At 30.0% G+C, this 24,519-nt stretch carries 21 protein-coding genes; 8 read left to right on the forward strand and 13 right to left on the reverse strand.

Annotated features, from left to right (window positions below):
- Positions 1 to 64: 64 nt before the first annotated feature.
- The 3 genes from Q0714_RS06160 to Q0714_RS06170 form a co-directional block, all read right to left on the reverse strand.
- Positions 65 to 1,228, reverse strand: coding sequence for a formimidoylglutamase (locus tag Q0714_RS06160; protein ID WP_298263547.1), 1,164 nt, complete (start codon positions 1,226 to 1,228; stop codon positions 65 to 67).
- A gap of 53 nt (positions 1,229 to 1,281) precedes the next feature.
- Complete coding sequence (topA, locus tag Q0714_RS06165; protein WP_298263548.1) at positions 1,282 to 3,765, reverse strand: type I DNA topoisomerase; 2,484 nt, start codon at positions 3,763 to 3,765, stop codon at positions 1,282 to 1,284.
- A 153-nt stretch (positions 3,766 to 3,918) separates the two neighbouring features.
- A complete protein-coding gene (locus Q0714_RS06170) occupies positions 3,919 to 5,166 on the reverse strand; it encodes a hypothetical protein (RefSeq protein ID WP_298263549.1) in 1,248 nt (415 codons plus the stop codon).
- Positions 5,167 to 5,399: 233 nt separating this feature from the next.
- On the opposite strand from Q0714_RS06170, the gene miaB reads away from it, so the two are divergent.
- The 7 genes from miaB to groL all read left to right on the forward strand — a co-directional run bounded on the left by miaB (position 5,400) and on the right by groL (position 11,863).
- Complete coding sequence (miaB, locus tag Q0714_RS06175; protein WP_298263550.1) at positions 5,400 to 6,833, forward strand: tRNA (N6-isopentenyl adenosine(37)-C2)-methylthiotransferase MiaB; 1,434 nt, start codon at positions 5,400 to 5,402, stop codon at positions 6,831 to 6,833.
- Between the two features lie 2 nt (positions 6,834 to 6,835).
- Complete coding sequence (locus Q0714_RS06180; protein ID WP_298263552.1) at positions 6,836 to 8,077, forward strand: sigma-54-dependent Fis family transcriptional regulator; 1,242 nt, start codon at positions 6,836 to 6,838, stop codon at positions 8,075 to 8,077.
- A 51-nt stretch (positions 8,078 to 8,128) separates the two neighbouring features.
- Complete coding sequence (locus tag Q0714_RS06185) at positions 8,129 to 8,635, forward strand: LptE family protein (protein WP_298263553.1); 507 nt, start codon at positions 8,129 to 8,131, stop codon at positions 8,633 to 8,635.
- A 1-nt stretch (position 8,636) separates the two neighbouring features.
- The gene (locus Q0714_RS06190; protein WP_298263554.1) at positions 8,637 to 9,422 is read left to right on the forward strand and encodes a tetratricopeptide repeat protein; all 786 of its coding nucleotides are present in this window, start codon (positions 8,637 to 8,639) and stop codon (positions 9,420 to 9,422) included.
- On the forward strand, positions 9,419 to 9,760 hold the full coding sequence (gene secG, locus Q0714_RS06195) for a preprotein translocase subunit SecG (protein WP_298263555.1): 342 nt from the start codon (positions 9,419 to 9,421) through the stop codon (positions 9,758 to 9,760). The genes Q0714_RS06190 and secG overlap by 4 nt, the downstream gene beginning before the upstream one ends.
- A 160-nt stretch (positions 9,761 to 9,920) precedes the next feature.
- On the forward strand, positions 9,921 to 10,199 hold the full coding sequence (gene groES / locus Q0714_RS06200) for a co-chaperone GroES (protein WP_298263557.1): 279 nt from the start codon (positions 9,921 to 9,923) through the stop codon (positions 10,197 to 10,199).
- A gap of 26 nt (positions 10,200 to 10,225) precedes the next feature.
- Positions 10,226 to 11,863 carry a chaperonin GroEL gene (gene groL / locus Q0714_RS06205; protein ID WP_298263558.1) on the forward strand — a complete coding sequence of 546 codons (1,638 nt, stop codon included), beginning with the start codon at positions 10,226 to 10,228 and terminating at the stop codon, positions 11,861 to 11,863.
- Positions 11,864 to 11,936: 73 nt separating this feature from the next.
- On the opposite strand, the gene Q0714_RS06210 is transcribed toward groL, so the two are convergent.
- The 6 genes from Q0714_RS06210 to Q0714_RS06235 form a co-directional block, all read right to left on the reverse strand.
- A complete protein-coding gene (locus Q0714_RS06210; RefSeq protein ID WP_298263559.1) occupies positions 11,937 to 12,341 on the reverse strand; it encodes a heavy metal-binding domain-containing protein in 405 nt (134 codons plus the stop codon).
- A gap of 202 nt (positions 12,342 to 12,543) precedes the next feature.
- A complete protein-coding gene (locus Q0714_RS06215) occupies positions 12,544 to 14,703 on the reverse strand; it encodes a polyribonucleotide nucleotidyltransferase (protein WP_298263561.1) in 2,160 nt (719 codons plus the stop codon).
- A gap of 135 nt (positions 14,704 to 14,838) precedes the next feature.
- Positions 14,839 to 15,108, reverse strand: a complete 270-nt coding sequence (gene rpsO, locus Q0714_RS06220; RefSeq protein WP_298263562.1) for a 30S ribosomal protein S15 — start codon at positions 15,106 to 15,108, stop codon at positions 14,839 to 14,841.
- Between the two features lie 186 nt (positions 15,109 to 15,294).
- Positions 15,295 to 16,155: an acetyl-CoA carboxylase, carboxyltransferase subunit beta gene (gene accD / locus Q0714_RS06225; protein WP_298263563.1), complete on the reverse strand. Its 861-nt coding sequence runs from the start codon at positions 16,153 to 16,155 to the stop codon at positions 15,295 to 15,297.
- A 106-nt stretch (positions 16,156 to 16,261) separates the two neighbouring features.
- Positions 16,262 to 17,329, reverse strand: a complete 1,068-nt coding sequence (gene fbaA / locus Q0714_RS06230) for a class II fructose-bisphosphate aldolase (RefSeq protein ID WP_298263564.1) — start codon at positions 17,327 to 17,329, stop codon at positions 16,262 to 16,264.
- Positions 17,330 to 17,443: 114 nt separating this feature from the next.
- Positions 17,444 to 19,816, reverse strand: coding sequence for a BamA/TamA family outer membrane protein (locus tag Q0714_RS06235; RefSeq protein WP_298263566.1), 2,373 nt, complete (start codon positions 19,814 to 19,816; stop codon positions 17,444 to 17,446).
- 175 nt (positions 19,817 to 19,991) lie between these two features.
- Here Q0714_RS06235 and Q0714_RS06240 point away from each other — a divergent pair, with 175 nt between their 5' ends.
- A complete protein-coding gene (locus tag Q0714_RS06240; RefSeq protein ID WP_298263567.1) occupies positions 19,992 to 20,720 on the forward strand; it encodes an RNA methyltransferase in 729 nt (242 codons plus the stop codon).
- Here the strand turns inward: Q0714_RS06240 and Q0714_RS06245 are convergent.
- From Q0714_RS06245 to Q0714_RS06260, 4 genes are all read right to left on the reverse strand, one after another.
- Positions 20,717 to 21,415 carry a porin family protein gene (locus Q0714_RS06245; RefSeq protein WP_298263569.1) on the reverse strand — a complete coding sequence of 233 codons (699 nt, stop codon included), beginning with the start codon at positions 21,413 to 21,415 and terminating at the stop codon, positions 20,717 to 20,719. The genes Q0714_RS06240 and Q0714_RS06245 overlap by 4 nt on opposite strands.
- A gap of 3 nt (positions 21,416 to 21,418) precedes the next feature.
- Positions 21,419 to 22,147 (reverse strand): bifunctional demethylmenaquinone methyltransferase/2-methoxy-6-polyprenyl-1,4-benzoquinol methylase UbiE, encoded by a 729-nt coding sequence (gene ubiE, locus Q0714_RS06250; RefSeq protein ID WP_298263571.1) that lies wholly within the window; start codon positions 22,145 to 22,147, stop codon positions 21,419 to 21,421.
- Between the two features lie 8 nt (positions 22,148 to 22,155).
- A complete protein-coding gene (locus Q0714_RS06255; RefSeq protein ID WP_298263572.1) occupies positions 22,156 to 23,055 on the reverse strand; it encodes a NifU family protein in 900 nt (299 codons plus the stop codon).
- A gap of 104 nt (positions 23,056 to 23,159) precedes the next feature.
- Positions 23,160 to 24,503 (reverse strand): OmpP1/FadL family transporter, encoded by a 1,344-nt coding sequence (locus Q0714_RS06260; protein WP_298263574.1) that lies wholly within the window; start codon positions 24,501 to 24,503, stop codon positions 23,160 to 23,162.
- Positions 24,504 to 24,519 lie beyond the last annotated feature (16 nt).

Raw genomic sequence — 24,519 nt, forward strand, 5'->3', positions numbered from 1 at the left:
AAGACAAACCTATTACTAATTATCTTAAAAAGCAAAAAATGTATTTTTCATAATTTGACACATTTTATTGCACCATTTTTTTCAATGTTTTATACCACCTATCAGGTATTTCTTGATTGCTTGCACAAACATAATCTTGATAAGTACATGGTATTAACGAATGTCTTTTAAATTTATTATTATCATTTAAACTAATTTCCATCCACCAACGCCCACTTTTATTACTTTTATGAAAATTTAAAACTTCATTTTCAATAGGAACTATATATTTTTGATAATTATCTTTGAGTCCAAAAGGATAATCGTTGGCTCTATAGTTAACTCCTTCAATAAAATACCAAATCATTTGAGCAATTAATTGAGCTGTTTGATTTTTGACGTCTAATTTAGAATTAAATTCATAAATTCCAAAAGAAGAAACCTTATCACTAATACCTGCATAACGTGCTATTGTACAAATTTCAGCTCCTGTAAAGCCATTTGGTGAAGCGTTATTATTTCCAGGTGCATCAGAATTTCTAACCGCAGATAAATCAATACTAACAATATCGGCATCTCTCATTGCTGGTTCAACAATTTGTATTGAGTTTACAACTTCTCCTAACCTATATGTTTCAAAAAATAAATTATCAATTAAGTCTATTTCTTCTTGTGAATTAAAATAGGTTTGATAACCTATATTGCAGTAGTTGAATAAATTATTTGGCTGATTCATCACAATTTTACTTAAAAAAGTTTGTGAATTTAAATCTTCTTCTATTAAACCTAGATCAAATTTACTATCTACAGCTACAATATTTACCGTTTGTTCTAGCTTATCATAAGCCCTATAATTTGCATATGTTAAATCCTGTCCACCGCCTATTATAATAGGTATTATTTTATTTTTTAATAAATATGAGATTATTTCATTAAGTGCAAAGTAAGTATCTTCAATTGTATTTCCTTTTGATATATTCCCTAAATCTGCAATATCGACTGGCCAATTTCCAGGGTACAATTTGTACAATTCTTTTCTAATTTCATCTAATTTAAACCCTGTATCATAATTTCCTGCGGCAGCACGTCCTTCCTCAACACCAACAAGTGCCATTTTCTTATTTGATAAATCAGGGAAATTACCTTTAGCAGTGTAAACTTCAATACACTGACCAAGAGAAGAGTTAGCCTGCAATTTAGCATGTACTAACAAACTATCATCTAAAGGTTTTAGAAAGTCAAAATTCATTATTAGGGGTTTGGTTGGCTTTTTAGAATTTTAAGCGCAATATAATAAATTTTTTATTTTTTAGTCACTTTACGTTTAGTTGTTTTCTTTTTAGGGGCATTTTTTTCAATAATCTCTTTTACCTCGTTTAAAGTTAATTTAGAAGCATCAACCGTTTTTGCTAGTTCAATTTTAGTTTTTCCTTTGATAATATTAGATCTTCCCCAGCGTGCTTTTTCAACTCTAATTCCTTCATCTTCCCAGTTATGAATAATTTTATCTATTTCTTTTTGCTTTTTATCTTCAATTAATTCAACAATATCTGCTTGTGATAAATTATCAAAATCGTATTTTTTATTTACATTGATAAAAATATTATTCCATTTAATAAATGGACCAAAACGACCCACACCTTTTTGTACTGGTAAATTTTCATATTCAGCAATAGGGGCATCTGCTTTTTGTTTCTCTTTTATCAATTCAATGGCTCTGTTGATATCAACCGACATTGGATTTTCACCTCTTGGGATTGAGACATACATTTTATGAAATTTAATATAAGGTCCAAATCGACCATTAGCAACAATAACGTCTTCACCTTCAAATCCACCAATTTTTTTAGGAAGTTTAAATAGATCCATTGCTTCTTCATACGTTATAGATGTTAATGTTTGGTCACCTTGTAAACTTGCAAATCTAGGTTTTTCTTCATCGGTAACTTCTCCTATTTGTACCATTGCTCCAAACCTTCCTAAGCGAGCATATACATTTTTACCACTTTCGGGGTCAACTCCTAACAAACGTTCTCCTTTGGCTCTATCCGCATTTTCAGCAACATCTTCAACCGTAGGGTGGAATTTTTTATAAAACTCTTTAATCATAGCAATCCAATCTTCCTTCCCTTCAGCAATATCATCAAATTCAGATTCTACTTTTGCGGTAAAACCAAAGTCTAAAATATTTGAAAAATTTTCTACTAAAAAGTCATTTACAATATTACCAATATCTGTAGGAATCAATTTTCCTTTATCAGAACCTACTTTTTCGGTTAAAATTTTAGTAGCTATTTCATTCCCTTTTAATTTTAATTGAGTATAATTTCTATCTTCACCTTCTACAGTACCTTTTGCTATGTACTCTCTTTTTTGAATTGTAGAAATTGTTGGTGCGTATGTAGAAGGGCGCCCAATACCTAGTTCTTCTAATCTTTTCACTAATGAGGCTTCTGTAAAACGATATGGTGCTTTCGTGTAACGTTCTGTTGCTGTTATATTTTTATTTGATAAAAGTTCACCTTTTACCAACGTTGGAAGCATTCCTGCTTGCTCTTCATCTTCATTATCAGTACCTTCTAAATATACTTTTAAAAACCCTTCAAATTTGATCATTTCTCCATTAGCCGTCAATACTTTTTTATTGTGGTTATTGGCAATTTTAACATTAGTTCTTTCTAATTGCGCTTCACTCATTTGAGAGGCTATCGTCCTTTTCCAAATTAAATCGTACAATCTATCTTGATCATAGTCAACAGATATTGAACTCAAACTCATATCTGTAGGTCTAATTGCCTCATGGGCTTCTTGTGCTCCTTTAGATTTTGTACTAAAATTTCTTGGTTTACTATACGCCTCTCCATAAGAAGAAATAATTTCTTGCTGAGCATCATTCTTTGCGTCATTAGATAAGTTTACACTATCTGTTCTCATATAGGTAATTAACCCTGCTTCATACAAACGTTGTGCAATCATCATTGTTTTTGCAACCGGAAAATATAATTTTCTCGAAGCTTCTTGCTGTAAAGTAGAAGTTGTAAATGGAGGCGCTGGAGATTTTTTAGCAGGCTTCTTTTGCAAGTCATCCACTTTAAAATCTGCTCCAATACATGATTCTAAAAATGCTGCTGCCTTTTCTTTAGTTTCGAAATTTTTTGGCAAATTGGCTTTAAACTTCTTACCTTCAGAAGTAATAAATTGTGCAACAACTTTATAAGATGCTTCAGGCTTAAAACTCATTATTTCACGCTCACGCTCAACAATTAAACGCACCGCTACCGATTGAACTCGTCCTGCTGATAGGCCACCTTTAACCTTTCGCCATAAAACTGGAGATAACTCGTAACCAACCAAGCGGTCTAAAACCCTACGAGCTTGCTGGGCATTTACTAAATTATAATCAATATTACGCGGTGTTTCAACAGCTTTTAATATTGCTTTTTTAGTAATTTCATGAAAAACAATACGCTTCGTATTTTCTTCCTTCAATTTTAGTTGTTCAAATAAATGCCACGCAATTGCCTCTCCTTCACGATCCTCATCCGATGCTAACCAAACCGTATCGGCTTTTTTTGCTAAACTTTTTAATTTTTTAACAACTGGTTTTTTATCTGAAGACACTGAGTACTTCGGCATAAAATCACCTTCAACATCAATTCCTAATTCTTTAGAGGGTAGATCAGCAATATGCCCAAAACTTGATTCAACTTGAAAATCCTTCCCTAAAAATTTCTCAATTGTTTTTGCTTTTGCTGGTGACTCTACTATTACTAAATTTTTCGCCATAAATCATTCCTTTTTTTCATACAAAACACCTTATATATATTTCGGTGCTTTTGGTTTGCAAATGTATATAAGATTTTTAATACTTATCAAAAACTATTTGCTAAAAATAAAAAAAACAGGCTTTAAAGCCTGTTTTTACTGAAAAAACTATTTTTAATTTAAATGATATTCACTCAATAAATTAAGTCCATTATCTGAATAATTATATTGAAACAATGTATTATTACCTATTAACAGTAACTTATTTTGCATTGGAATTACATCAAAAGCAGTAATATTTTTAAAAGTGTTTAGTAATTCTAAATCTTCAATTTTTGTTTTATTATATACTTTTAAACCAGAAGTTCCATCACAAATAAAAAGCAAATTATTTTTAATTCCCAAACCATAAGGGTTATCCATTGGATACGATTTTACAAGTTCTAAATTGTACACATCGGAAATATCAACTATTTCTAAACTACTTTCAAAAGCACCACAAAAATTACCCGCTCTTAAAGTTATGTAAGCAAAATTATCATCTACTACAACTGGATCACAAGCTGTTCCGTGTTGAAATTCTGAAATAAATATTGGGTTCTCAGGAGTTTCAATATCGTAAATATACATACCACTCATACTACCTAAAAAAAGTAAATTATCTTTATTAAAAATGGTTTCAATATCAAACCCAGCATGCACTTCTTGCAACTCTCTAGGTGCTACTAAATTAGTAATATCAAAAATATTAATATTATGGCTGTCTACTGCGTATAAATAATCATTAACAATTTTAAAGCGTGCTAAAGAACCTCCTTGCCCAGTAGATTCTGCAGAAGCAAGAGTCATAAAATCATTAAAAACAACACCTCCAGTGTTATAATTTCTTTCATCGTCTATTCTTCGTTGCTCTTGAGTGATTTTCCAGCCAACGATTATGTCGCCAGCCTGATTTCCATTTTCTCCATAATCAACAACTAGGTTCTCTATAAATGGCATTGGAATATAACTAGGAAATACATCTTTTAAACGTGCAACTTCTTTAATATTATTAATGTCTGAAATATCAAAAACCAACAAATCCATTAAACTATCTGCGTATAAATAATTGCCTTTAATCTCCATATCTTTTGTTGCCTTTATTTTTATAAAAGCAATTTTAACTGGAGATACAGGATTCGAATTATCAATAATATGAATTCCTTTGTCAATATCATTCACCAACACTAAATTATTGTATGCGTAAATTTTACCAGATTCAATAATTGGAACTGGTGCAACAATCTCTACCGATGCTCTAAATGCTTGGAGAGACATAAATTCGGCTTTTGCAACATTTACAGTTTCAAACTCATCATTATTATTACAGGAAATCATAAAAGTAAATATAACAGCAAATAAAAAAAGAATTTTAGTTTTCATATAAGTTTGTGTGTTTATGGTTTTTATTTTTATAGTATATATTACTAATACGTTAAAACTTATTAAAACGCTACAGTACTTTATATTATTTAATTCTTAAACAATTAATAAAATTTAAAATCACTATAATCAATTTAGAGATAGAAACCTTTTTAACGACTTGTTAAATTTCTGCCAATTTGTCACATTTTTAAAATATTGGTTATATCTTTGCGCTTTAATATTTAAAGATAATGGGTAGCGAAAAAGTTATAGAAGAAAAAAAGCAAGGGCAAGCACTTTTAACAGAACAAATTGATGGCAATTCAAAAAAACTTTATATAGAAAGTTATGGTTGTCAAATGAATTTAAATGATAGTGAAATTGTTGCTTCAATACTTTCAAAAGAGGGTTTTAATACCACTCATGTTATGGAAGAAGCAGATTTAGTGTTAGTTAATACCTGTTCTATTAGAGAAAAAGCAGAACAAACCGTTAGAAAAAGGCTGGAAAAATACAATGCTGTAAAAAAAATTAACCCTACGATGAAAGTTGGAGTTTTGGGGTGTATGGCTGAACGCTTAAAAGCAAAATTTTTAGAAGAAGAAAAAATTGTAGATTTGGTAGTTGGTCCAGATGCTTATAGAGATTTACCTAATTTATTAGAAGAAGTTAATGCAGGTAGAGATGCTGTAAATGTTATTTTATCTAAAGAAGAAACCTATGCCGATGTATCTCCAGTAAGGCTTAACAGTAATGGTGTATCTGCTTTTGTATCTATTACTAGGGGCTGCGACAATATGTGTACATTTTGTGTTGTTCCTTTTACACGAGGACGTGAAAGAAGCCGTGATCCAAAAAGCATTTTGGAAGAAATAAATGAACTAGTTTCAAAAAACTATAAAGAAATTACACTTTTAGGTCAAAATGTAGATAGTTATTTATGGTACGGTGGTGGCTTAAAAAAAGATTTTAAAAATGCCTCTGATATTGCAAAAGCAACTGCCGTTGATTTTGCACAACTATTAGATTTAGCTGCAACAAAATTTCCAAAAATCCGTTTTCGTTTTTCTACCTCTAACCCTCAAGATATGAGTTTAGATGTAATTCACACTATGTCTAAACACCCTAATATTTGTAAGTACATTCACCTACCTGTCCAATCAGGAAGCACCACAGTTTTACAAAGAATGAATCGTCAACATACTCGTGAAGAATATATAGAATTAATAGACAATATCAGAAGAATTTTACCTGATTGTGCTTTATCACAAGATATGATTGCAGGATTTTGTGGCGAAACAGAAGAAGAACATAAAGACACCTTAAGTTTAATGGAGTATGTTAAATACGACTTTGGTTTTATGTTTGCTTACTCTGAAAGACCAGGAACACCAGCCGCAAAAAAAATGCCAGATGATGTACCAAACGATGTAAAGAAAAGAAGACTTAACGAAATTATTCAGCTGCAACAACAACATGGGTTGTACCGTATGGAACAATTTATAGGCAAAACTGTTGAAGTTTTAATTGAGGGTTCTTCTAAAAAATCTGACGCACACTGGAAAGGAAGAAACTCTCAAAATGCAGTAGTTGTATTCCCAAAAGGGACTGAAAAAGTTGGAGATTTTGTACAAGTTTATATTGAAAATTGCACCTCAGCTACACTTATAGGTAAAAAAGTTTAAAAATGGAATCGTTACAAATAGTAAAACAACGTTTTGGAATTATTGGAAATGACCTACATCTAAATCGTGCACTAGAAAAAGCGATTAGAGTAGCACCAACAGATATTTCTGTATTGGTAACTGGAGAAAGTGGCGTTGGTAAAGAAAGTATTCCTAAAATAATTCATAATTTATCACACAGAAAACACTCTAAATATATTGCTGTTAATTGTGGCGCTATACCTGAAGGAACTATAGACAGTGAACTTTTTGGACATGAAAAAGGTTCTTTTACAGGAGCTACACAAACTAGAAAAGGTTATTTTGAAGTTGCCGATGGCGGAACTATTTTTTTAGATGAAGTTGGAGAACTTCCTTTAACAACTCAGGTTAGATTGCTTAGAGTTTTAGAAAATGGTGAATTTATAAAAGTTGGGTCATCACAAGTGCAAAAAACCAATGTTCGTATAGTTGCTGCAACCAATATTAACATGCAAAGTGCTATTAGTAAAGGAAAATTTAGAGAAGACTTGTATTATAGATTAAGTACAATTGAAATAAATTTACCTCCTTTAAGAGAACGATTAGGAGATATTCATTTACTATTTAGAAAATTTGCTTCAGATTTTGCTCAAAAATATAAAATGCCTACAATTAGACTTTCAGACAAAGCTATCAAAGTACTAGAAAACTATGGCTTCCCTGGAAATATTCGTCAATTACGCAATATTGCTGAACAAATTTCTGTGGTAGAAGAAAACAGAGAAATTTCTGCCGAAAGACTACTGATGTACTTACCTAGTAAAGGCACCAATTTACCTTCGGTTATTGACCATAAAAAATCAAACAGTGATTTTGGTTCAGAAAGAGAAATTATGTATAAAATTTTGTTTGATATGCGTAACGATATCAATGATTTAAAAAAATTAACGCTCGATTTAATGCGAAGTGGTAACAGCGTTAAAGTACAGGAAGATAATAAAAATCTTATTGAAAAAATTTATAAAGAAGATAAAAATATTTTAGATTTAGAACAGGAAAACAACGTAGAAGTTGTAAGAATTAATGACTCATTTGACAAAGAAAACGATTATGAATTTGCGGAAACTATTGATGCTGATGAAAGCTTATCTATTCAAGAAAAAGAAATTGAATTGATAAAAAAGTCATTAGAACGCAATAATGGCAAACGTAAATTAGCTGCCAAAGAGTTAGGTATTTCTGAAAGAACTCTATATAGAAAAATAAAACAATACGATTTATAGTTTAAATAAGTAACTTTGAATTTATTTTATAAAAAAAATAAAAATATTTTAATGAAAAAATTAAGTATTATCATTTCATTTCTTGTTTTATTAACCACGCAAAGCTGTGGGTTTTATTCATTTAACAGTATTAGCCTAAGTTCTGGAGAAAAAACTGTTCAAATAGATTATTTTCCAAATAATGCTATTTTAGTAGAGCCAAGTTTAAGTCAAACATTTACTCAAAAATTTAGAGACTTATTTGATACTCAAACTAATTTAACATCGGTAAATTCTGGTGGAGACCTTCAATTTGAAGGTGAAATTACTGGATACAAAATAAACCCAATGACTGCTACTGCACAACAAACAGCAGCACAAAACAGGCTAACCATTACTGTAAATGTTCGTTTTTATAACAATAAAAAAGAAGAAGATAATTTTGAACGTTCTTTTTCACATTATTATGATTATGATGCAAATGCACAATTAATTGGAGGACTTTTAGATGATGCTTTTAATGAAATTATTGAACGTATTACACAAGATATTTTTAACGCATCGGTAGCTAAGTGGTAAGATGAATAATTCAGATTTTACATATTTATTACAAAATCCTGAAAGTATTGATAATCAACAAACAACTATGTTAACTGAAATTTTAAATGAATTTCCCTATTTTCAAGCTGCAAGAACTATTCAATTAAAAGGATTTCATAAAAATAACGATTTCAAATATAATAAAGCCTTAAAAATAACAGCTGCATATACTGTTGATAGAAAAGTACTTTTTGATTTTATAACATCATTTTCATTTAATAATATTTCTTCAAAAAACTACCAAGTTTTAGAAGAAATTGAAGTTATTGAACCAAAAACTGTTGAAGTACTTCATAAAAAATTAGTTGATAAATTCAGTTTTACTACTAAAAAAACAACCGAAGAAACTAAAGCAACTAAAATTTTAGAAATAGGAAAACCTATTTCGTTTAAAAGTAGTGAACCTCATTCTTTTAATGAATGGATGCAATTAATTTCTAAAAACCCTATTTTAAGAGAGAAAAGCAAACCTGAAAATTCACCAAATGATCATCCTAAATTTAAACTCATTGATCAATTTATTGAAACAAACCCAAAGATAAAACCTATTGATAAGAATATTCCTAATAAGGACATTTCATTAGAAAGTTTATCAGAAGATAAAAGCTTAATGACTGAAACTTTAGCTAAAGTTTATCTTGAACAAAAAAAATATGAAAATGCAATTAAAGCTTACCGCATTTTAATTTTGAAATATCCAGAAAAAAGTGGTTTCTTTGCAGACCGAATTAAAGCAATTAAAATTTTACAAAAAAATAAATCATGACAACGTATACAATATTTTTAGTTCTGATTATGATAGTAGCATTCTTGCTAATATTAATTATAATGGTACAAAACCCAAAAGGTGGTGGATTATCTTCTTCATTTGGAGGTGGTGGAACACAATCTTTAGGAGGTGTCCAAAACACAACCAGTTTTTTAGACAAAAGTACTTGGACTCTTTCAATAATTTTATTAGCACTAATATTAGTTTCTAACTTTGCAGCCCCTAAAGTAAACGCAGTTGATACTAGTTCAGAAATTGAAAATACCCTTGAAAATCGTGAAGTACAAGATGCTCCACAACCTGCAACAACTACGTTGCCAGATTCAGTTCAATAAATTTTGATAAAATAAAATATAAAAATGCCAATGTAAATGACACGTTGGCATTTTTTTTATAAGTAAATCCATTAAAAAGCACATTTGTCAGTTTTAATAAAATGGCACACTTTTGGAAACTTTAATTCACAGAATTAATAATTTTTAAACTAATTACAAAATGAGTAAAATTAATATTAAACCATTAGCAGATAGAGTTTTAGTTGAACCTCTTCCAGCTGAAACTACTACAGCATCAGGATTAATCATCCCAGATTCAGCCAAAGAAAAACAACAAAAAGGAACTGTTTTAGCAGTTGGAAAAGGTACTAAAGATGAGCCTATGACTGTTAATGTTGGTGACACTGTTTTATATGGTAAATACGCTGGAACAGAACTTGTTTTAGAAGGTAAAGAATATTTAATAATGAGAGAAAGCGACATTTTAGCAATTGTTTAATTCATAAAAATTAAAAAATATAAAAAATGGCAAAAGATATAATTTTTGATATAGAAGCACGTGACGGACTTAAACGTGGAGTAGATGCTTTAGCAAACGCTGTTAAAGTAACATTAGGTCCAAAAGGTAGAAATGTAGTAATTGGTAAAGCCTTTGGTGGACCAGCAATTACTAAAGATGGTGTAACCGTTGCTAAAGAAATTGAATTAGAAGATGCACTTGAAAATATGGGTGCACAAATGGTAAAAGAAGTAGCTTCCAAAACCAATGACTTAGCTGGTGATGGCACTACAACTGCTACAGTTTTAGCACAAGCTATTGTAAAAGAAGGCTTAAAAAATGTAGCTGCTGGAGCAAATCCGTTAGATTTAAAACGTGGAATTGATAAAGCTGTGGCTGCTATTGTAGAAAATTTAAGAGAGCAATCTCAAGAAGTAGGAAATAAATCTGAAAAAATAAAACAAGTCGCATCTATTTCAGCAAATAATGATGAAGCCATTGGCGATTTAATTGCACAAGCCTTTGAAAAAGTAGGAAAAGAAGGTGTTATTACTGTTGAAGAAGCTAAAGGTACCACAACCTATGTTGATATTGTTGAAGGTATGCAATTTGACAGAGGTTACCTATCTCCTTATTTTGTTACCAATGCAGATAAAATGTTAACCGATTTAGAAAACCCTTACATTTTATTATTTGAAAAGAAAATAACAAACCTTAAAGATTTACTACCAATTTTAGAACCTGTAGCTCAAAGTGGTAAACCGTTATTAATTATTGCTGAAGATGTTGAAGGCGAAGCTTTAGCTACTTTAGTAATGAACAAATTAAGAGGTGCTCTAAAAATTGCTGCTGTAAAAGCTCCTGGTTTTGGTGATAGAAGAAAATCAATGTTAGAAGATATTGCTATTTTAACAGGTGGTACTGTTATTTCAGAAGAAAGAGGTTTAACTCTTGAAAACACTACTTTAGAAATGTTAGGAACTGCTGAAAGAGTAACTATTGATAAAGACAATACTACAATTGTTAATGGGGCTGGTGGTGCAGAAGATATTAAAGCTAGAGTGAATCAAATTAAAGCTCAAATTGAAACTACCACATCAGATTATGATAAAGAAAAACTACAAGAACGTTTAGCTAAATTAGCTGGAGGTGTAGCTGTATTATATGTTGGTGCTGCTAGTGAAATTGAAATGAAGGAGAAAAAAGATAGAGTTGACGATGCATTACACGCAACAAGAGCTGCTGTAGAAGAAGGCATTGTTGCTGGTGGAGGTGTTGCTTTAGTTAGAACCAAAGAAGTCTTAAAATCTATTACAACTGATAGTTTAGACGAAGTAACAGGTATCAAAATTCTTGATAGAGCAATTGAAGAGCCATTACGTCAAATTATTGAAAACGCTGGTGGAGAAGGCTCTGTGGTTGTAGCAAAAGTAATGGAAGGCAAAGGAGACTTTGGATATAATGCTAAAACTGATGAATACACTAAAATGTTAAAAGCTGGTATTATTGATCCTACTAAAGTAACTCGTATTGCATTAGAAAATGCTGCCTCTGTTGCAGGTATGATTTTAACAACGGCTTGTACTTTGGTTGATATTAAAGAAGATGCCCCAGCTGGCGGTGGAATGCCTCCAATGGGTGGTGGAATGCCTGGAATGATGTAAAAATCAATTTACAAAATTAACTAAAAAAGCTTCATAAATTTATGAAGCTTTTTTAGTTTACAGAAATAATTTGTTATGCTTTGCACTCACATTTTCCTTCTTCACACTTGGTACAATCCATCTCTTTAGAAGCAACTTCTGTTTTACATTCACATTTTCCTTCTTCACATTTACACTCTCCGCCTTCTTTACATTTACACCCTTCAGCGTGTTCCATATCGGTATCTCCTGATTTTATTTTTAAATCCATTTTACATACTGGACAAGATCCTTTTTCATCATAAGTTTTCCCTTTTTCACAATCCATTGGACATTGGAAAACATCATTAGAAGACATTTTATGTTCTTCACCATCTTTGTGTTCATGGTTTTCCATATGTGTTTCTTCTTTTACTTCACTTTTTTTAGTTTCTTTACAAGATGTAAATACTACCATAAAAGAAAAAATTGCCACTACAGCTAAAATTGATTTTTTCATGTTTCTTTGATTTTTAATGATTAATTATAATTATTAGTAAATAAAATTTAAGCTTAAAGTAAAGTTTAAATAAAATTACAAAGGTCTAAAATAACAAAATTAGACTTTTAAATAAGCTTAATTTAAAAATACTTTTAAATTTGAATTAGTTGAATAAAAAACTCCTCAATATTGAGGAGTTTTAATTAGTAAGAAATAAAATTTATTTTTCTTCTCTTTTTTCTTTTCTCTTTTCCTCTCTTGGAGGTCTTGGTAATAATGCTTTTCTTGAGACTTTAGGTTTTCTAGTTTTTGGATCCATACCAAAGTATTTCACATCAATTACATCTCCCAAGCTTACAACATCTGATACATTATTGGTTCTTTCCCAAGCTAGTTCGGAAATATGTAAAAGTACTTCATTTCCAGGAGCCTCTACATATTCAACCACCGCACCAAAATCTAGCATTTTTATAACTTTTACTTCATAAACACTACCTACTTGAGGTTTAAAAGTAATGGCTTTAATTTTAGCTAATACGGCATCAATACCTTCTTGGTTAGTTCCTAAAATTTCTACAAGTCCATCTTCAGTAACAGGGTCTTCATTAATTACAATGGTAGTTTCTGTTTCTTTTTGTAGTTCTTGTATTACTTTTCCTCCTGGACCAATTAAGGCTCCAATATATTCACCTGGAATGGTTCTTGTTACCATTTTTGGAGCATGTGCTTTTACAGTTGTAGCAGGTTGGTTAATAGTTTCTGTTAACTTTCCAAGTATATGTAATCGTCCTTCTCTAGCTTGTTTTAATGCATTTACTAAAATTTCATAAGAAAGACCTTTAATTTTAATATCCATTTGGCAAGCAGTAATTCCGTCTGCTGTTCCAGTAACTTTAAAATCCATATCTCCTAAATGATCTTCATCACCTAAAATATCACTTAAAACGGCATATCTATCACCATCGGAAATTAACCCCATTGCAATTCCTGAAACTGGTTTTTTCATTTGAATACCTGCATCCATTAACGCCATAGTTCCTGCACATACTGTTGCCATAGATGAAGAACCATTAGATTCTAATATTTCAGAAACAACTCTAACTGTATAAGGACAATCCGTTGGAATCATTCCTTTTAAAGCTCTTTGCGCTAAATTTCCATGTCCAACTTCTCTACGAGAGGTTCCTCTTAAAGGACGAGCTTCTCCTGTTGAAAATGGTGGAAAATTATAATGTAAGTAAAATGTTTCCTCTCCTTGGTAAGTTGGCATATCTACTTGGTTAGCTTCTCTTGAAGTTCCTAAAGTTACTGTAGCTAATGCTTGTGTTTCTCCTCTAGTAAAAATTGAGGAACCATGAGTAGAAGGTAAATAATTTACTTCACACCAAATTGGTCTAATTTCAGTAGTTTTTCTACCATCTAAACGCAAACCTTCGTTTAGTGTTAAATCTCTTACAGCACTCTTTTCAGCTTTTGAATAATATTTAGAAATTAAATCTCCTTTTTCTTCTAGCTCTTCTTCCGTAAAAGTTAATTTTACTTCTTCTTTTATGGCTGCAAAAGCTTCACTACGTTCTTTTTTAGAACTTCCTACTTTAGCTACATCATAAACTTTTTGATACGTTAATTCATGAACTCTTTTTTCTAACGCTTCATCATTTACTTCTAATTCGTACTCACGAGTTTCTTTTTTTCCAAAAGCCTCTGCTAAAGCTAATTGAGCCTTACATTGGCTTTTAATAGCTTCATGTGCAAATTTAATTGCCTCTGCCATTTCTTCTTCACTACATTCATCCATTTCACCTTCAACCATCATCACAGAATCAGAAGAAGCACCAACCATCATATCAATATCGGCTTGCTCTAATACTTTTCTACTTGGGTTAATGATAAATTCTCCATTAACTCTTGCTACTCTAACTTCTGAAATTGGTGTCTCAAAAGGAATATCGCTTAATTGTATTGCAGCTGATGCTGCTAACCCAGCTAAAGCGTCTGGCATTACTTCATCATCTGAAGACATTAACTGAATCATTACTTGTGTTTCAGCATGGTAATCTTTTGGAAAAAGTGGACGTAATACTCTATCCACTAAACGCATTGTTAACACTTCTCCATCGCTTGGTCTTGCTTCTCTTTTAAAGAAACCTCCTGGATAACGACCAGCAGCAGCAAATTTTTCTCTATAATCTACTGTTAAGGGTAAAAAATCAACACCTGGACTTGCAGTGTAATTAGATACAACTGTACATAGTAACATGGCATCTCCCATTCTAACAACAACCGAACCATGCGCTTGTTTTGCTAATTTTCCAGTTTCAAGTGAGATAGTTCTTCCATCTCCTAATTCAATAATTTGTGTATGTACCTTAGGTATCATAAATAATTTTTTAAAATTTAATTAAACAATTGGTTGTTGTTGTGTTGTGTGTTTACCAATGAAAAGTTTAATCTATGCTTTTTTAAGTAGAATAAAATAAAAAAAAGAGGCAATAGTAGCCTCTTAATTTTGAAATTATTTTCTTATTCCTAATTCTTGAATTATCTTACGATATCTAACAATATCAGTTTTAATTAAATAATCCAATAAATTTCTTCTTTTACCTACTAGTTTAACCAAAGCACGCTCAGTATTGTAATCTTTACGATTTCTTTTTAAGTGTTCAGTTAAATGGTTAATTCTAAAAGTAAATAAGGCAATTTGACCTTCTGATGAACCAGTGTTGGTTGCTGATTCATTGTGTTTTGCAAAAATTTCTGCTTTTTTCTCTTTTGTTAAATACATGCTAACATTAATTTTATTAATAATTTTTATGTAGTGCTAAACTTTATGTTTAACAGGCCGCAAATATACTATTATTATTTTGATTAACAATCAAATATAAACGCAACTTATTTAATTAATTAATTACAATAGTTATTTAATTGAAATTAATTACACTAAAAAAAGCGAGTTAAAACTCGCTCATTTTTATTTTCTTATAGGTAAATTTTGAATTAAATCTATATATAAGTTGATTTGTTTTTTTAAATTTTTACGTTCAATTATTTTATCTAAAAACCCATGTTCCAGTACAAACTCTGAGCGTTGAAACCCAGGAGGTAATTCTTTTCCTGTTGTATCTTTCACAACCCTAGGACCGGCAAATGCAACTAAGGCATTTGGTTCAGCAAAATTTACATCTCCCAACATAGCGTATGATGCTGTAGTTCCTCCAGTAGTTGGATCTGTACATAATGAAATGTAAGGAACTCCTTCCTCTGCTAATTGTGCTAATTTAGCAGATGTTTTTACCAATTGCATTAAAGAATATGAAGCTTCCATCATTCTAGCCCCTCCAGACTTAGAAATCATTAAAAAAGGAATTTTATTTTTAATAGAATAATCTATAGCACGAGCAATTTTTTCACCAACCACACTTCCCATAGAACCACCAATAAAAGCAAAATCCATTGCCGCTACTACCAAATCTTTCCCATAAGATTTACCAACAGCAGTTCTTACGGCGTCTTTTAATTTAGTTTTTTCATAGGCATCCTTTAATCTTTCAGTGTACTTTTTACTATCTGTAAATTTTAAAGGATCTTTAGATACCATATCTTTATCTAATTCTTTAAATTTATTATCATCAAAAAGAATTTCAAAGTATTCAGCACTTCCAATTCGTACATGGTAACCGTCTTCTGGACTTACATAAAAATTTTCTTTTAATTCTTCTGTATCTACAATTTTACCGCTAGGCGTTTTATACCATAAGCCTTTTGGTACATCTTTTTTCTTTTCTGTGGGAGTTTGAATCCCTTTATCTTTTCTTTTAAACCAAGATGACATACATATGTTATTTTAAGTTGAAAATAGAGGTGCAAATTACTAAAAAAAATAAAGAGAACGTATAAAAATATGTTCTCTTTATTTTTTTGATTATTTACGGTAAAGTTTAAAGTGTATTTACACAGTTTAAATCTTTAAATGCTTCAATTAAACGAACTTTAAAAGTTTCTTCTCCTTTACGTAACCATCCTCGTGGATCATAATATTTTTTATTTGGTTGATCTGCTCCTTCAGGATTCCCTATTTGAGTTTTTAAGTAATCAATTTTATCATTCATATAATCTCTAATCCCTTCAGTAAACGCAAATTGCAAATCTGTATCAATATTCATTTTTACTACTCCATATCCAATTGCTTCTCTAATTTCTTCTAATGAAGATCCAGAACCTCCGTGGAATACAAAATCTACAGGATTGCTTTCTGTGCCATATTTTTCTTCAATATACTTTTGAGAATTATCTAAAATTTTTGGTGTTAATTTAACGTTTCCTGGTTTGTACACACCGTGAACATTACCAAATGATGCTGCAATTGTAAAATTATCACTTACTTTTTTTAGTTCTTCATACGCATAAGCTACCTCTTCTGGTTGTGTATATAATTTAGATGCATCAACATCAGAATTATCAACTCCATCTTCTTCTCCTCCTGTAATACCTAACTCAATTTCTAAAGTCATTCCCATTTTACTCATACGAGCTAAATATGTTTTACAGATTTCAAGATTCTCCTCTAGTGATTCTTCAGATAAATCAATCATATGTGAACTGAATAAAGGAACTCCATTTTCTTTATAAAATTGTTCCCCTGCATCTAACAATCCATCAATCCAAGGTAATAGTTTTTTAGCACAATGATCTGTATGTAAAATTACTGGAACTCCATAAGCTTTCGCTAAAGTATGTATGTGTTTTGCTCCTGCAATACCTCCTGCTATGGCTGCTTTTTGACCTTCATTAGACAATCCTTTTCCTGCATTGAATTGAGCTCCACCATTTGAAAATTGAATGATTACAGGTGAATTTAATTCTTTTGCTGTTTCTAATACGGTATTAATTGTATTTGAGCCTATAACATTTACAGCTGGTAACGCAAAATTTTTAGCTTTTGCTAATTTAAAAATCTCTTGTACTTTGCTTCCTGTTGCAACTCCTGGTTTAATTGTATGACTCATAATATTTTATGTGTGATTATTGATAACTTCTTTTAAGCAAAATTAATGAATTCTAAGCGTTTTATAAATTATGAATTAAAAAAAAAACGAAATCGAAATAGTTAAGTACATCAATTAGAATGGATAACTTATACCAAAATTGTATACTGTATGGTTAAAGTTATAATTATTAAACCATTTTTCTCCTTTAGGTAAATAGGGTTCGTAGGTTTTAAAACCTAAATCTAAACGAAGTAATATAAAACTTAAATCGTATCGAATACCAAATCCTGATCCTATAGCTATATCTTGTAATGATTTGAATCCATTAAATTTTTCTTCAGGTAATGATACTGATGAATTAGTAATATCCCAAATATTTCCAGCATCCACAAATAAAGCTCCTTTAATGCTGTTTAATATTTTAAACCGATATTCTAAACTACTTATAAATTTTAAATTTCCAACATTATATTCCAAGCCACTTTGAGAAGAACCTGGACCCAAATTATAAATTCTCCAAGCTCTTAAATCATTAGGTCCCCCTATAAAATAACTTCTACTAAAAGGAATTGTTTTGGAATTATTGTAAGGAATTGCAATTCCTAAAAAACTTCTAAATGCCAAAATATTTTCTAAAGATATGTTCCAAAATCTTTTATACTCCAAATCAGTTCTAATATATTGAGCTATTGGTGTTTTTAGCAAAGTTTTCACATTGTTTTCATCTTTTTCATTTGACAATAATGTTGTTAAATTTCCTGAAGAAACAATTCTGGCTCTAAAAAATGAAAAATCTTTATCCTTATAATTTTCACTATTATTTAATGTATAAGTATAAGCTATTGCTGGAACTAAAACATCTTCAGTAATTATATTGTGACGTTTTTTTATATTTTGAGCAATTCTAAATTCAGTAGGATTGGTTTGTTCAAAATTAGCATCTATATTATCATTAATAAATGGAATTACATTGGTAGTTGTAATTTCTTGGTTGAAATATGTTGAAGCTATATTTTGAATTTCATTAAACTCTGATTTATAAATATCAAAATAAGAATCCACATTTAAATTTTGAATAAATTGAGCGTTTAACAACTGAAAACTATGTTTTTCATATTTAGAAGTTTCCCAAGTATAGTCAACAATTCCCGTAAATCTTTGCTTATCTAAACCTATGTTTTTTTGCAAGCTTGTTCCTAAGGTAAAGGTTGTTTTTGGAGAATTACTTTTTTGTACAATTTTGTCTGATTTAAAAGGTAAAAAAAAGCGAGGCAATTCTAGCGATACATCCCCTCCTACTTCCCAAGCGTTCAATAAAGTTTCATTATCAGCTGCATCTTTTGAGTCTAAAAATGATCCCTGAATGGAAAAATTCAGAATTTCAGCTCCCTTAAATACATTTCGATTACTAAAAGATAATTTTCCTGAAATACCCAACTGCCTAATATTGGAGTGTGTTAGTTCTGTACTAATTCCAACTGAGTATTTTTCAAGTGGGGTCAAATTTATATTTGCCTCTAACATATCGTCTTCAAGTTCTGTATATTTTATATCAACTGACCTAAAGTTGTTTAATCCTCTTAAATGCTTTCTAGTTAATTCTCGAGTAATATCTTTGTAAACCTCATTTGGCTCAATAAAAATAGTGTTTAATAAATATTTTGGATTGTATTTTAATTTTTTATGTGAAAGGAATGTATAACCTTCATATTGAACGGTATCATTTACAGGATTATCCTTTGTATTATAACTATAATCTGTAAAAACATTTATTCTTTTTATTTTCTGAATTTTAAATGGTACACCTCCTATACTATCGTTAATAATAAGAGCAACATCAGAAGTAAAATTTGAAGAGTCAGCTTCAAAAGTAATCGCATTTTTATTAAACCTATACACTCCAGAATTTCTAAATAAATCTGAAAGCCTATTTTGTTCATTTACAAATAACGACAATTTAAAAGGACTTTCTTTTTTTATAAATGAATGCTTTGAGTTTGCTATATAAATTGAATCTAAAACCTTAGATTCTATGTTTGTGGAGATACTATCTATGGTAAACAATTTATCGGTTTCTATCTTATAATTTATCTTGAGCTTTTTATTTTTAACAGCCACCTCTTCAAAACTCACTTTCGCTTTAAAATATCCTTCATTATAATAATGTTGCGTTAAATTACCAACGGTTTGTAATGCTTTTTTTGAATCAAAAATTACTGGTGCTTCTCCATTTTTAAGGTACCATTGGTGCATATTATACTTGAAGTTTCTAAGCCCACGTGTTTGTTTATCAGAAAATACGCTAGAAGTAAATTTGTACCAATTAGGATTTTCTAACTTCCACTTATCATAATTTGTTTCATAGTTTTTATTTCCTAAATTATAAAAATGTAGCGGTATAGGAACTCCTAGCACTAATTGATTTGGACGTTGCACAATGTAATCGTTAATTTCATTATCAACGTTTTTTTTACCATTAACAATTATGGCATTATCTATCAACATTTTTTCGTTTTCGGAAACATACTTTAACGTATTACAGGCTGAAAAACTTAAAATTATAGTCAGAAGAATTAATAATATTATAAAATTGTTTTTCAATAAATAAGAGTTTAAATTTGTTTCAAAAGTAAAACATTTCAAGGTATTAGCAAATTACACAAAATTTATAATTTTATTAATGAGTTTAAGCAAAAATCAATTAAAATTAATAACGAGTTTACAACAAAAAAAGTACAGAGCTAAATATAATTTATTTATTGCTGAAGGAACAAAAGTTGTACAAGAGTTTTTAAACTCCAATTTTGAATTAGAACAATTATTTTGCCTAGATAATTCAGTTTATAAAAACTATGAAAAAGTAACTCTTATAAATGAATTAGAATTAAAAAAAATAAGCTCTTTAAAAACCCCCAACAATGTTGTTGCTTTATTTAAAATTCCAAATACAAAACCCCTATTAAATAAAGGACTTATTGTTGTTTTAGATACAATTAACGACCCTGGAAATTTAGGAACCATTATAAGGTTATGCGATTGGTTTGGTATAGCTCAACTTGTTTGCAGTACTACTACTGTAGATTGTTATAATTCTAAAGTTGTTCAAGCATCTATGGGATCTTTAACTAGAGTATCTATTGTTTACACTACACTAGAAAACTTTTTAAAAAATACTTCTTTACCTAAATATGCTACACTTTTAAATGGTAAGAACGTTTATAAAAGTAAGCTTCCAAAAAATGCCGTACTTGTTATGGGAAATGAAGCTAACGGTATAAATGAAGAACTTTTAAAATTTGTAAATCATCATTTAACCATTCCACGTTTTGGAAATTTACAACAAACCGAAAGTTTAAATGTTGCTACGGCTACAGCCATTCTTTTAAGTGAATTTAAGAGAACCACTTAATGAAAAGCCAACTTTAAAAATATCCCTCGGGTTCCAAAATAATCTATAGGACCTGTCCACGGACTGTTAGGGTTATTGTCTTTTACCAACTCATTATTAATAGCAAAAACACCTCTAATAGATGGAGAAAAAATAAAGTATGGTAAATAAAAATCTACTCCAACACCTATTTCATAGGTGAAATTATTTTTTTTCATTCTAAATTCACCCTCATAGTTATCATCTGGATTGTCTTGATTACTTGAAAAATTATAATCGTATGACACTCCTCCTATAAGATAGGGTCTAAAGTTATAATACCTGTTCGCATTTAATTTTATGAGTAATGGAATTCTTAAATAAGTAGCATTTACTTCTCTAATACTATCTTTTGCGCCTCCATATATATGTGTAAAAGCCAATTCTTTAGTATTGCTTGAAAGACCAGGCTCAAGCCTTAAGCTAATATTTTTATGCAACCTATAATCTCCAATAAGTCCTACATTAAAACCTGTAGAAGCTTTAACATCTACAAAAACATGGTCAACTAAATACGATATTTTATAGTCTTTTTTATTTACCCCTAAATAATATCCCCAAAAAACTTTTTGATTGTCCCACGTTTGCTTATAAATAACTTTATCTTTTTTTTGTGCATAAGTATTTACTGTGACAGAAAAAATTACTAGAAGGATTAATAAAAATTGCTTTTTCATAAATTACTTTTTAGCTATATATATTGATGCCACACCTAAAGTTTGTGGTTTGTTTTCAATATCTATAAACCCAATTTTTTGTAAAATATTGTTAAAAGCTTTTCCATAAGGAAATGTTGCTGCAGAATCGGATAAGTATTTATATGCAACTTTATCTTTGGAAAACCATTTCCCAATGGTTGGTAAAATTTTTGTTGAATAAAAATAATATCCTTGTTTGAAAGGAGTTTTAGTTGGAACTGAAGTTTCTAAAACAACAAAAGTTCCTCCGGGCTTTAAAACTCTATAAATTTCTGACAACCCTTTTTCTAAGTTCTCAAAATTTCTTACTCCAAAAGCCACTGTAATAGCATCAAATGTATTTTCTTCAAAAGGAATAATTTCAGAATCGCCTAAAACCATTTCAATTTTATCGGTTAGTTTTAGTTTTTCAATTTTATACCTTCCTACTTCTAACATTCCTTCAGAAATATCTAATCCAATAATTTTAGAAGCACTTGTTTTGGTTAAATTAATAGCTAAATCACCTGTTCCAGTAGCAATATCCAATACTAAATTAGGGTTTGTATTTTTAACAATATTCACTACTTTTCTTCGCCATTTTACATCAATTCCAAAAGAAATTACACGATTTAAGCCATCGTAATCTTTTGAAATAGTATCAAACATTTTAGCGACTTGTTCTTTTTTACCTAATTCAGAGTCTTTATAAGGCTTTATTTTTTCTGACATTTATATTTTTATTGGTTTAAAGCTACAACTTGTTCAATTTGCCCTGGAATTAATTGTTTTAACATATTTTCAATTCCATTTTTTAAAGTAACCGTTGATGACGGACAACCACTACAAGCTCCTTGTAAAATAACATTTACTGTTTTTGTTTTGGTTTCATAAGATTGAAAAAGTATGTTTCCTCCATCAGCAGCAACCGCAGGTTTAATGTATTCATCTAAAATAGCTATAATTTGTTTTGAAACATCATCTAAATCTTCTAGTTGAATACTTTCAGTTGAAGTTGTTTCTTTTTTTTCTGCATTTTTTTCAACTATTGTTTTACCATCTGCTATAAACTCCTTTATAAAACCTCTAATTTCATTAGTAATTTCAGCCCATTCAACAACATCAAACTTGGTGATAGAAATGTAGTTTTCTGAAATAAAAACTTCTTTTACAAAAGGAAAATTAAACAAACCTGTTGCTAAAGGAGAATCTTTCGCTTCATCAATATTTTTATATTCTAAATCATTTTTAACCAGTAATTTATTGGCTACAAATTTTAAAACTGATGGATTTGGGGTTACTTCAGAATATACTTCAACAGGAACTTTTTTAGTTGTTTCTTTCTCTTCTAACACCAATACCCCTCCTGGACTATTTAAATAGGCTTCCATTTGTTCTTTCACTTCTTGTTCCACATCACTCCATTCAACTATAGAAAATTTTTCAATAGCAATAAAATTAGCAGAAATTAAAACACGCTTTACAAAAGGCAAATGAAATAATTGTTGTGCTAATGGTGAATTTTTAGCTTCATCTATATTGTTAAACTGATAACTTCCGCTAATTAAAACAGTATTTGCTGTAAACTTTAGAATAGCATCGTTCGTTGTTTTTTCTATTTTTAAGGTAACTTCTTCCATTTTTTTTAATATTTGTGCAAAAATACAAAACATATTTTGGTATTTGTGTTAAAAATAAAAAACGCCTCTAATTAGAGGCGTTTTTAAAACTCAAATATTGGTAATTAAATATTTAAAACTAATGTTATTGTAACTTTTGAAGTGTTAAAATCTAACTCTGAGGAATTGATATTATTATATTGTGGATAAAAATTATAAGCTGATGTATTTGTATCATTTTGATAAGATACATCTAATTTTCCTCCTCTAAATTTATAACCAGCTCCTAAAGAATATCCTTCAATTGCATCTGAATCTAAAGCATCTTCATATGGACTTTTTTCATAATGATAACCTCCTCTTAAAGATAGTGCATCAAAACGCCACTCTGTTCCTATTTTAAATTCTCCAACACTTTTTAAGTCGGTTTCAAATTGATTATTTTCTGATACAAAATTACCACCGCTTAAATTGATATTACTATAATTTTTATGGATATAATCAACACTAATTAAACCTTGTTTATTAAAAATATACGCAAAACTTCCTGTTAATTTACTTGGGGTTCTCAGCTTATAATCAAATGCATTAATTCCAGAATAATCAGAGATTACCTCGTTTGTATTACTAACATAAACTTCTAAATCATAATCCAAATAATCTTCAGCTAAATTGTACCAAACTGGTGATTGGTATGCCAAACCTAAGCGAATATTATCATTTGGCTTAGATATTAAGCCTACATTGAAAGAAAAACCTTCTCCGTAAGTTAACAGTTCTTGTATTAGGGAAGCTTCTAAGTTATTTCCTGATCCATCATAATTATATTCCTCTAATAAAATTCGCTGATAACTTTCAATATCATAGGTACTAAACGAAGCACCAATATATAAGTTATTATTGTATTCTGAAGCTATTGTAAAAGTATACTTATCATTTTTTCCTTCAGTATAATTTTCAAAATATTGACCATCGCTGTTTAAATATTGAATGCTGTTATCATTAGGATCATCAATCCAAGTTGGATAATTATTATTCCCTTTTGCAATCCATTGGTTTTCAAAATCGTTAACAATGCTATAATTAAAACCCAGTGCTATTTTTCCCCAACCAGAATTTTTATATGAATTATTAAAAACAAATACGCCACCTGCTTGAGATAAATTAGTGACATCATTTTCAGAAAACTCCTTATTGCCATAATACGTAGCATTTGTTTCTATATTTTTCAAATTCAAAGAAAGTGCAAACTCACTATTCAAAAAAACAGCAGCACCGGCAGGATTTACATCTACAGCAGACAAATCTCCTCCTAAGGCTCCAAAGGCACCACTCATCCCATTATAACGGGCAGTTCCATTAATAGTTTCCTTTGAAAATAACACTCCAACATCATTATATCCCAATGTTTGAGCACTAGCTATATAAGCAGTACATAAAAGAACTGCCATTATGTATATTTTTTTCATAATACTACAGAATTAT

The organism is uncultured Lutibacter sp. (assembly GCF_947493565.1).
GTDB classification, from domain to species: domain Bacteria; phylum Bacteroidota; class Bacteroidia; order Flavobacteriales; family Flavobacteriaceae; genus Lutibacter; species Lutibacter aestuarii.

Bases quoted from the DNA above. Each gene is read 5' to 3' on its own strand.
- Q0714_RS06160 (WP_298263547.1), bottom strand. From the start codon at position 1,228: ATGAATTTTGACTTTCTAAAACCTTTAGATGATAGTTTGTTAGTACAT.
- topA (WP_298263548.1), bottom strand. From the start codon at position 3,765: ATGGCGAAAAATTTAGTAATAGTAGAGTCACCAGCAAAAGCAAAAACA.
- Q0714_RS06170 (WP_298263549.1), bottom strand. From the start codon at position 5,166: ATGAAAACTAAAATTCTTTTTTTATTTGCTGTTATATTTACTTTTATG.
- miaB (WP_298263550.1), top strand. From the start codon at position 5,400: ATGGGTAGCGAAAAAGTTATAGAAGAAAAAAAGCAAGGGCAAGCACTT.
- Q0714_RS06180 (WP_298263552.1), top strand. From the start codon at position 6,836: ATGGAATCGTTACAAATAGTAAAACAACGTTTTGGAATTATTGGAAAT.
- Q0714_RS06185 (WP_298263553.1), top strand. From the start codon at position 8,129: ATGAAAAAATTAAGTATTATCATTTCATTTCTTGTTTTATTAACCACG.
- Q0714_RS06190 (WP_298263554.1), top strand. From the start codon at position 8,637: ATGAATAATTCAGATTTTACATATTTATTACAAAATCCTGAAAGTATT.
- secG (WP_298263555.1), top strand. From the start codon at position 9,419: ATGACAACGTATACAATATTTTTAGTTCTGATTATGATAGTAGCATTC.
- groES (WP_298263557.1), top strand. From the start codon at position 9,921: ATGAGTAAAATTAATATTAAACCATTAGCAGATAGAGTTTTAGTTGAA.
- groL (WP_298263558.1), top strand. From the start codon at position 10,226: ATGGCAAAAGATATAATTTTTGATATAGAAGCACGTGACGGACTTAAA.
- Q0714_RS06210 (WP_298263559.1), bottom strand. From the start codon at position 12,341: ATGAAAAAATCAATTTTAGCTGTAGTGGCAATTTTTTCTTTTATGGTA.
- Q0714_RS06215 (WP_298263561.1), bottom strand. From the start codon at position 14,703: ATGATACCTAAGGTACATACACAAATTATTGAATTAGGAGATGGAAGA.
- rpsO (WP_298263562.1), bottom strand. From the start codon at position 15,108: ATGTATTTAACAAAAGAGAAAAAAGCAGAAATTTTTGCAAAACACAAT.
- accD (WP_298263563.1), bottom strand. From the start codon at position 16,155: ATGTCATCTTGGTTTAAAAGAAAAGATAAAGGGATTCAAACTCCCACA.
- fbaA (WP_298263564.1), bottom strand. From the start codon at position 17,329: ATGAGTCATACAATTAAACCAGGAGTTGCAACAGGAAGCAAAGTACAA.
- Q0714_RS06235 (WP_298263566.1), bottom strand. From the start codon at position 19,816: ATGTTGATAGATAATGCCATAATTGTTAATGGTAAAAAAAACGTTGAT.
- Q0714_RS06240 (WP_298263567.1), top strand. From the start codon at position 19,992: ATGAGTTTAAGCAAAAATCAATTAAAATTAATAACGAGTTTACAACAA.
- Q0714_RS06245 (WP_298263569.1), bottom strand. From the start codon at position 21,415: ATGAAAAAGCAATTTTTATTAATCCTTCTAGTAATTTTTTCTGTCACA.
- ubiE (WP_298263571.1), bottom strand. From the start codon at position 22,147: ATGTCAGAAAAAATAAAGCCTTATAAAGACTCTGAATTAGGTAAAAAA.
- Q0714_RS06255 (WP_298263572.1), bottom strand. From the start codon at position 23,055: ATGGAAGAAGTTACCTTAAAAATAGAAAAAACAACGAACGATGCTATT.
- Q0714_RS06260 (WP_298263574.1), bottom strand. From the start codon at position 24,503: ATGAAAAAAATATACATAATGGCAGTTCTTTTATGTACTGCTTATATA.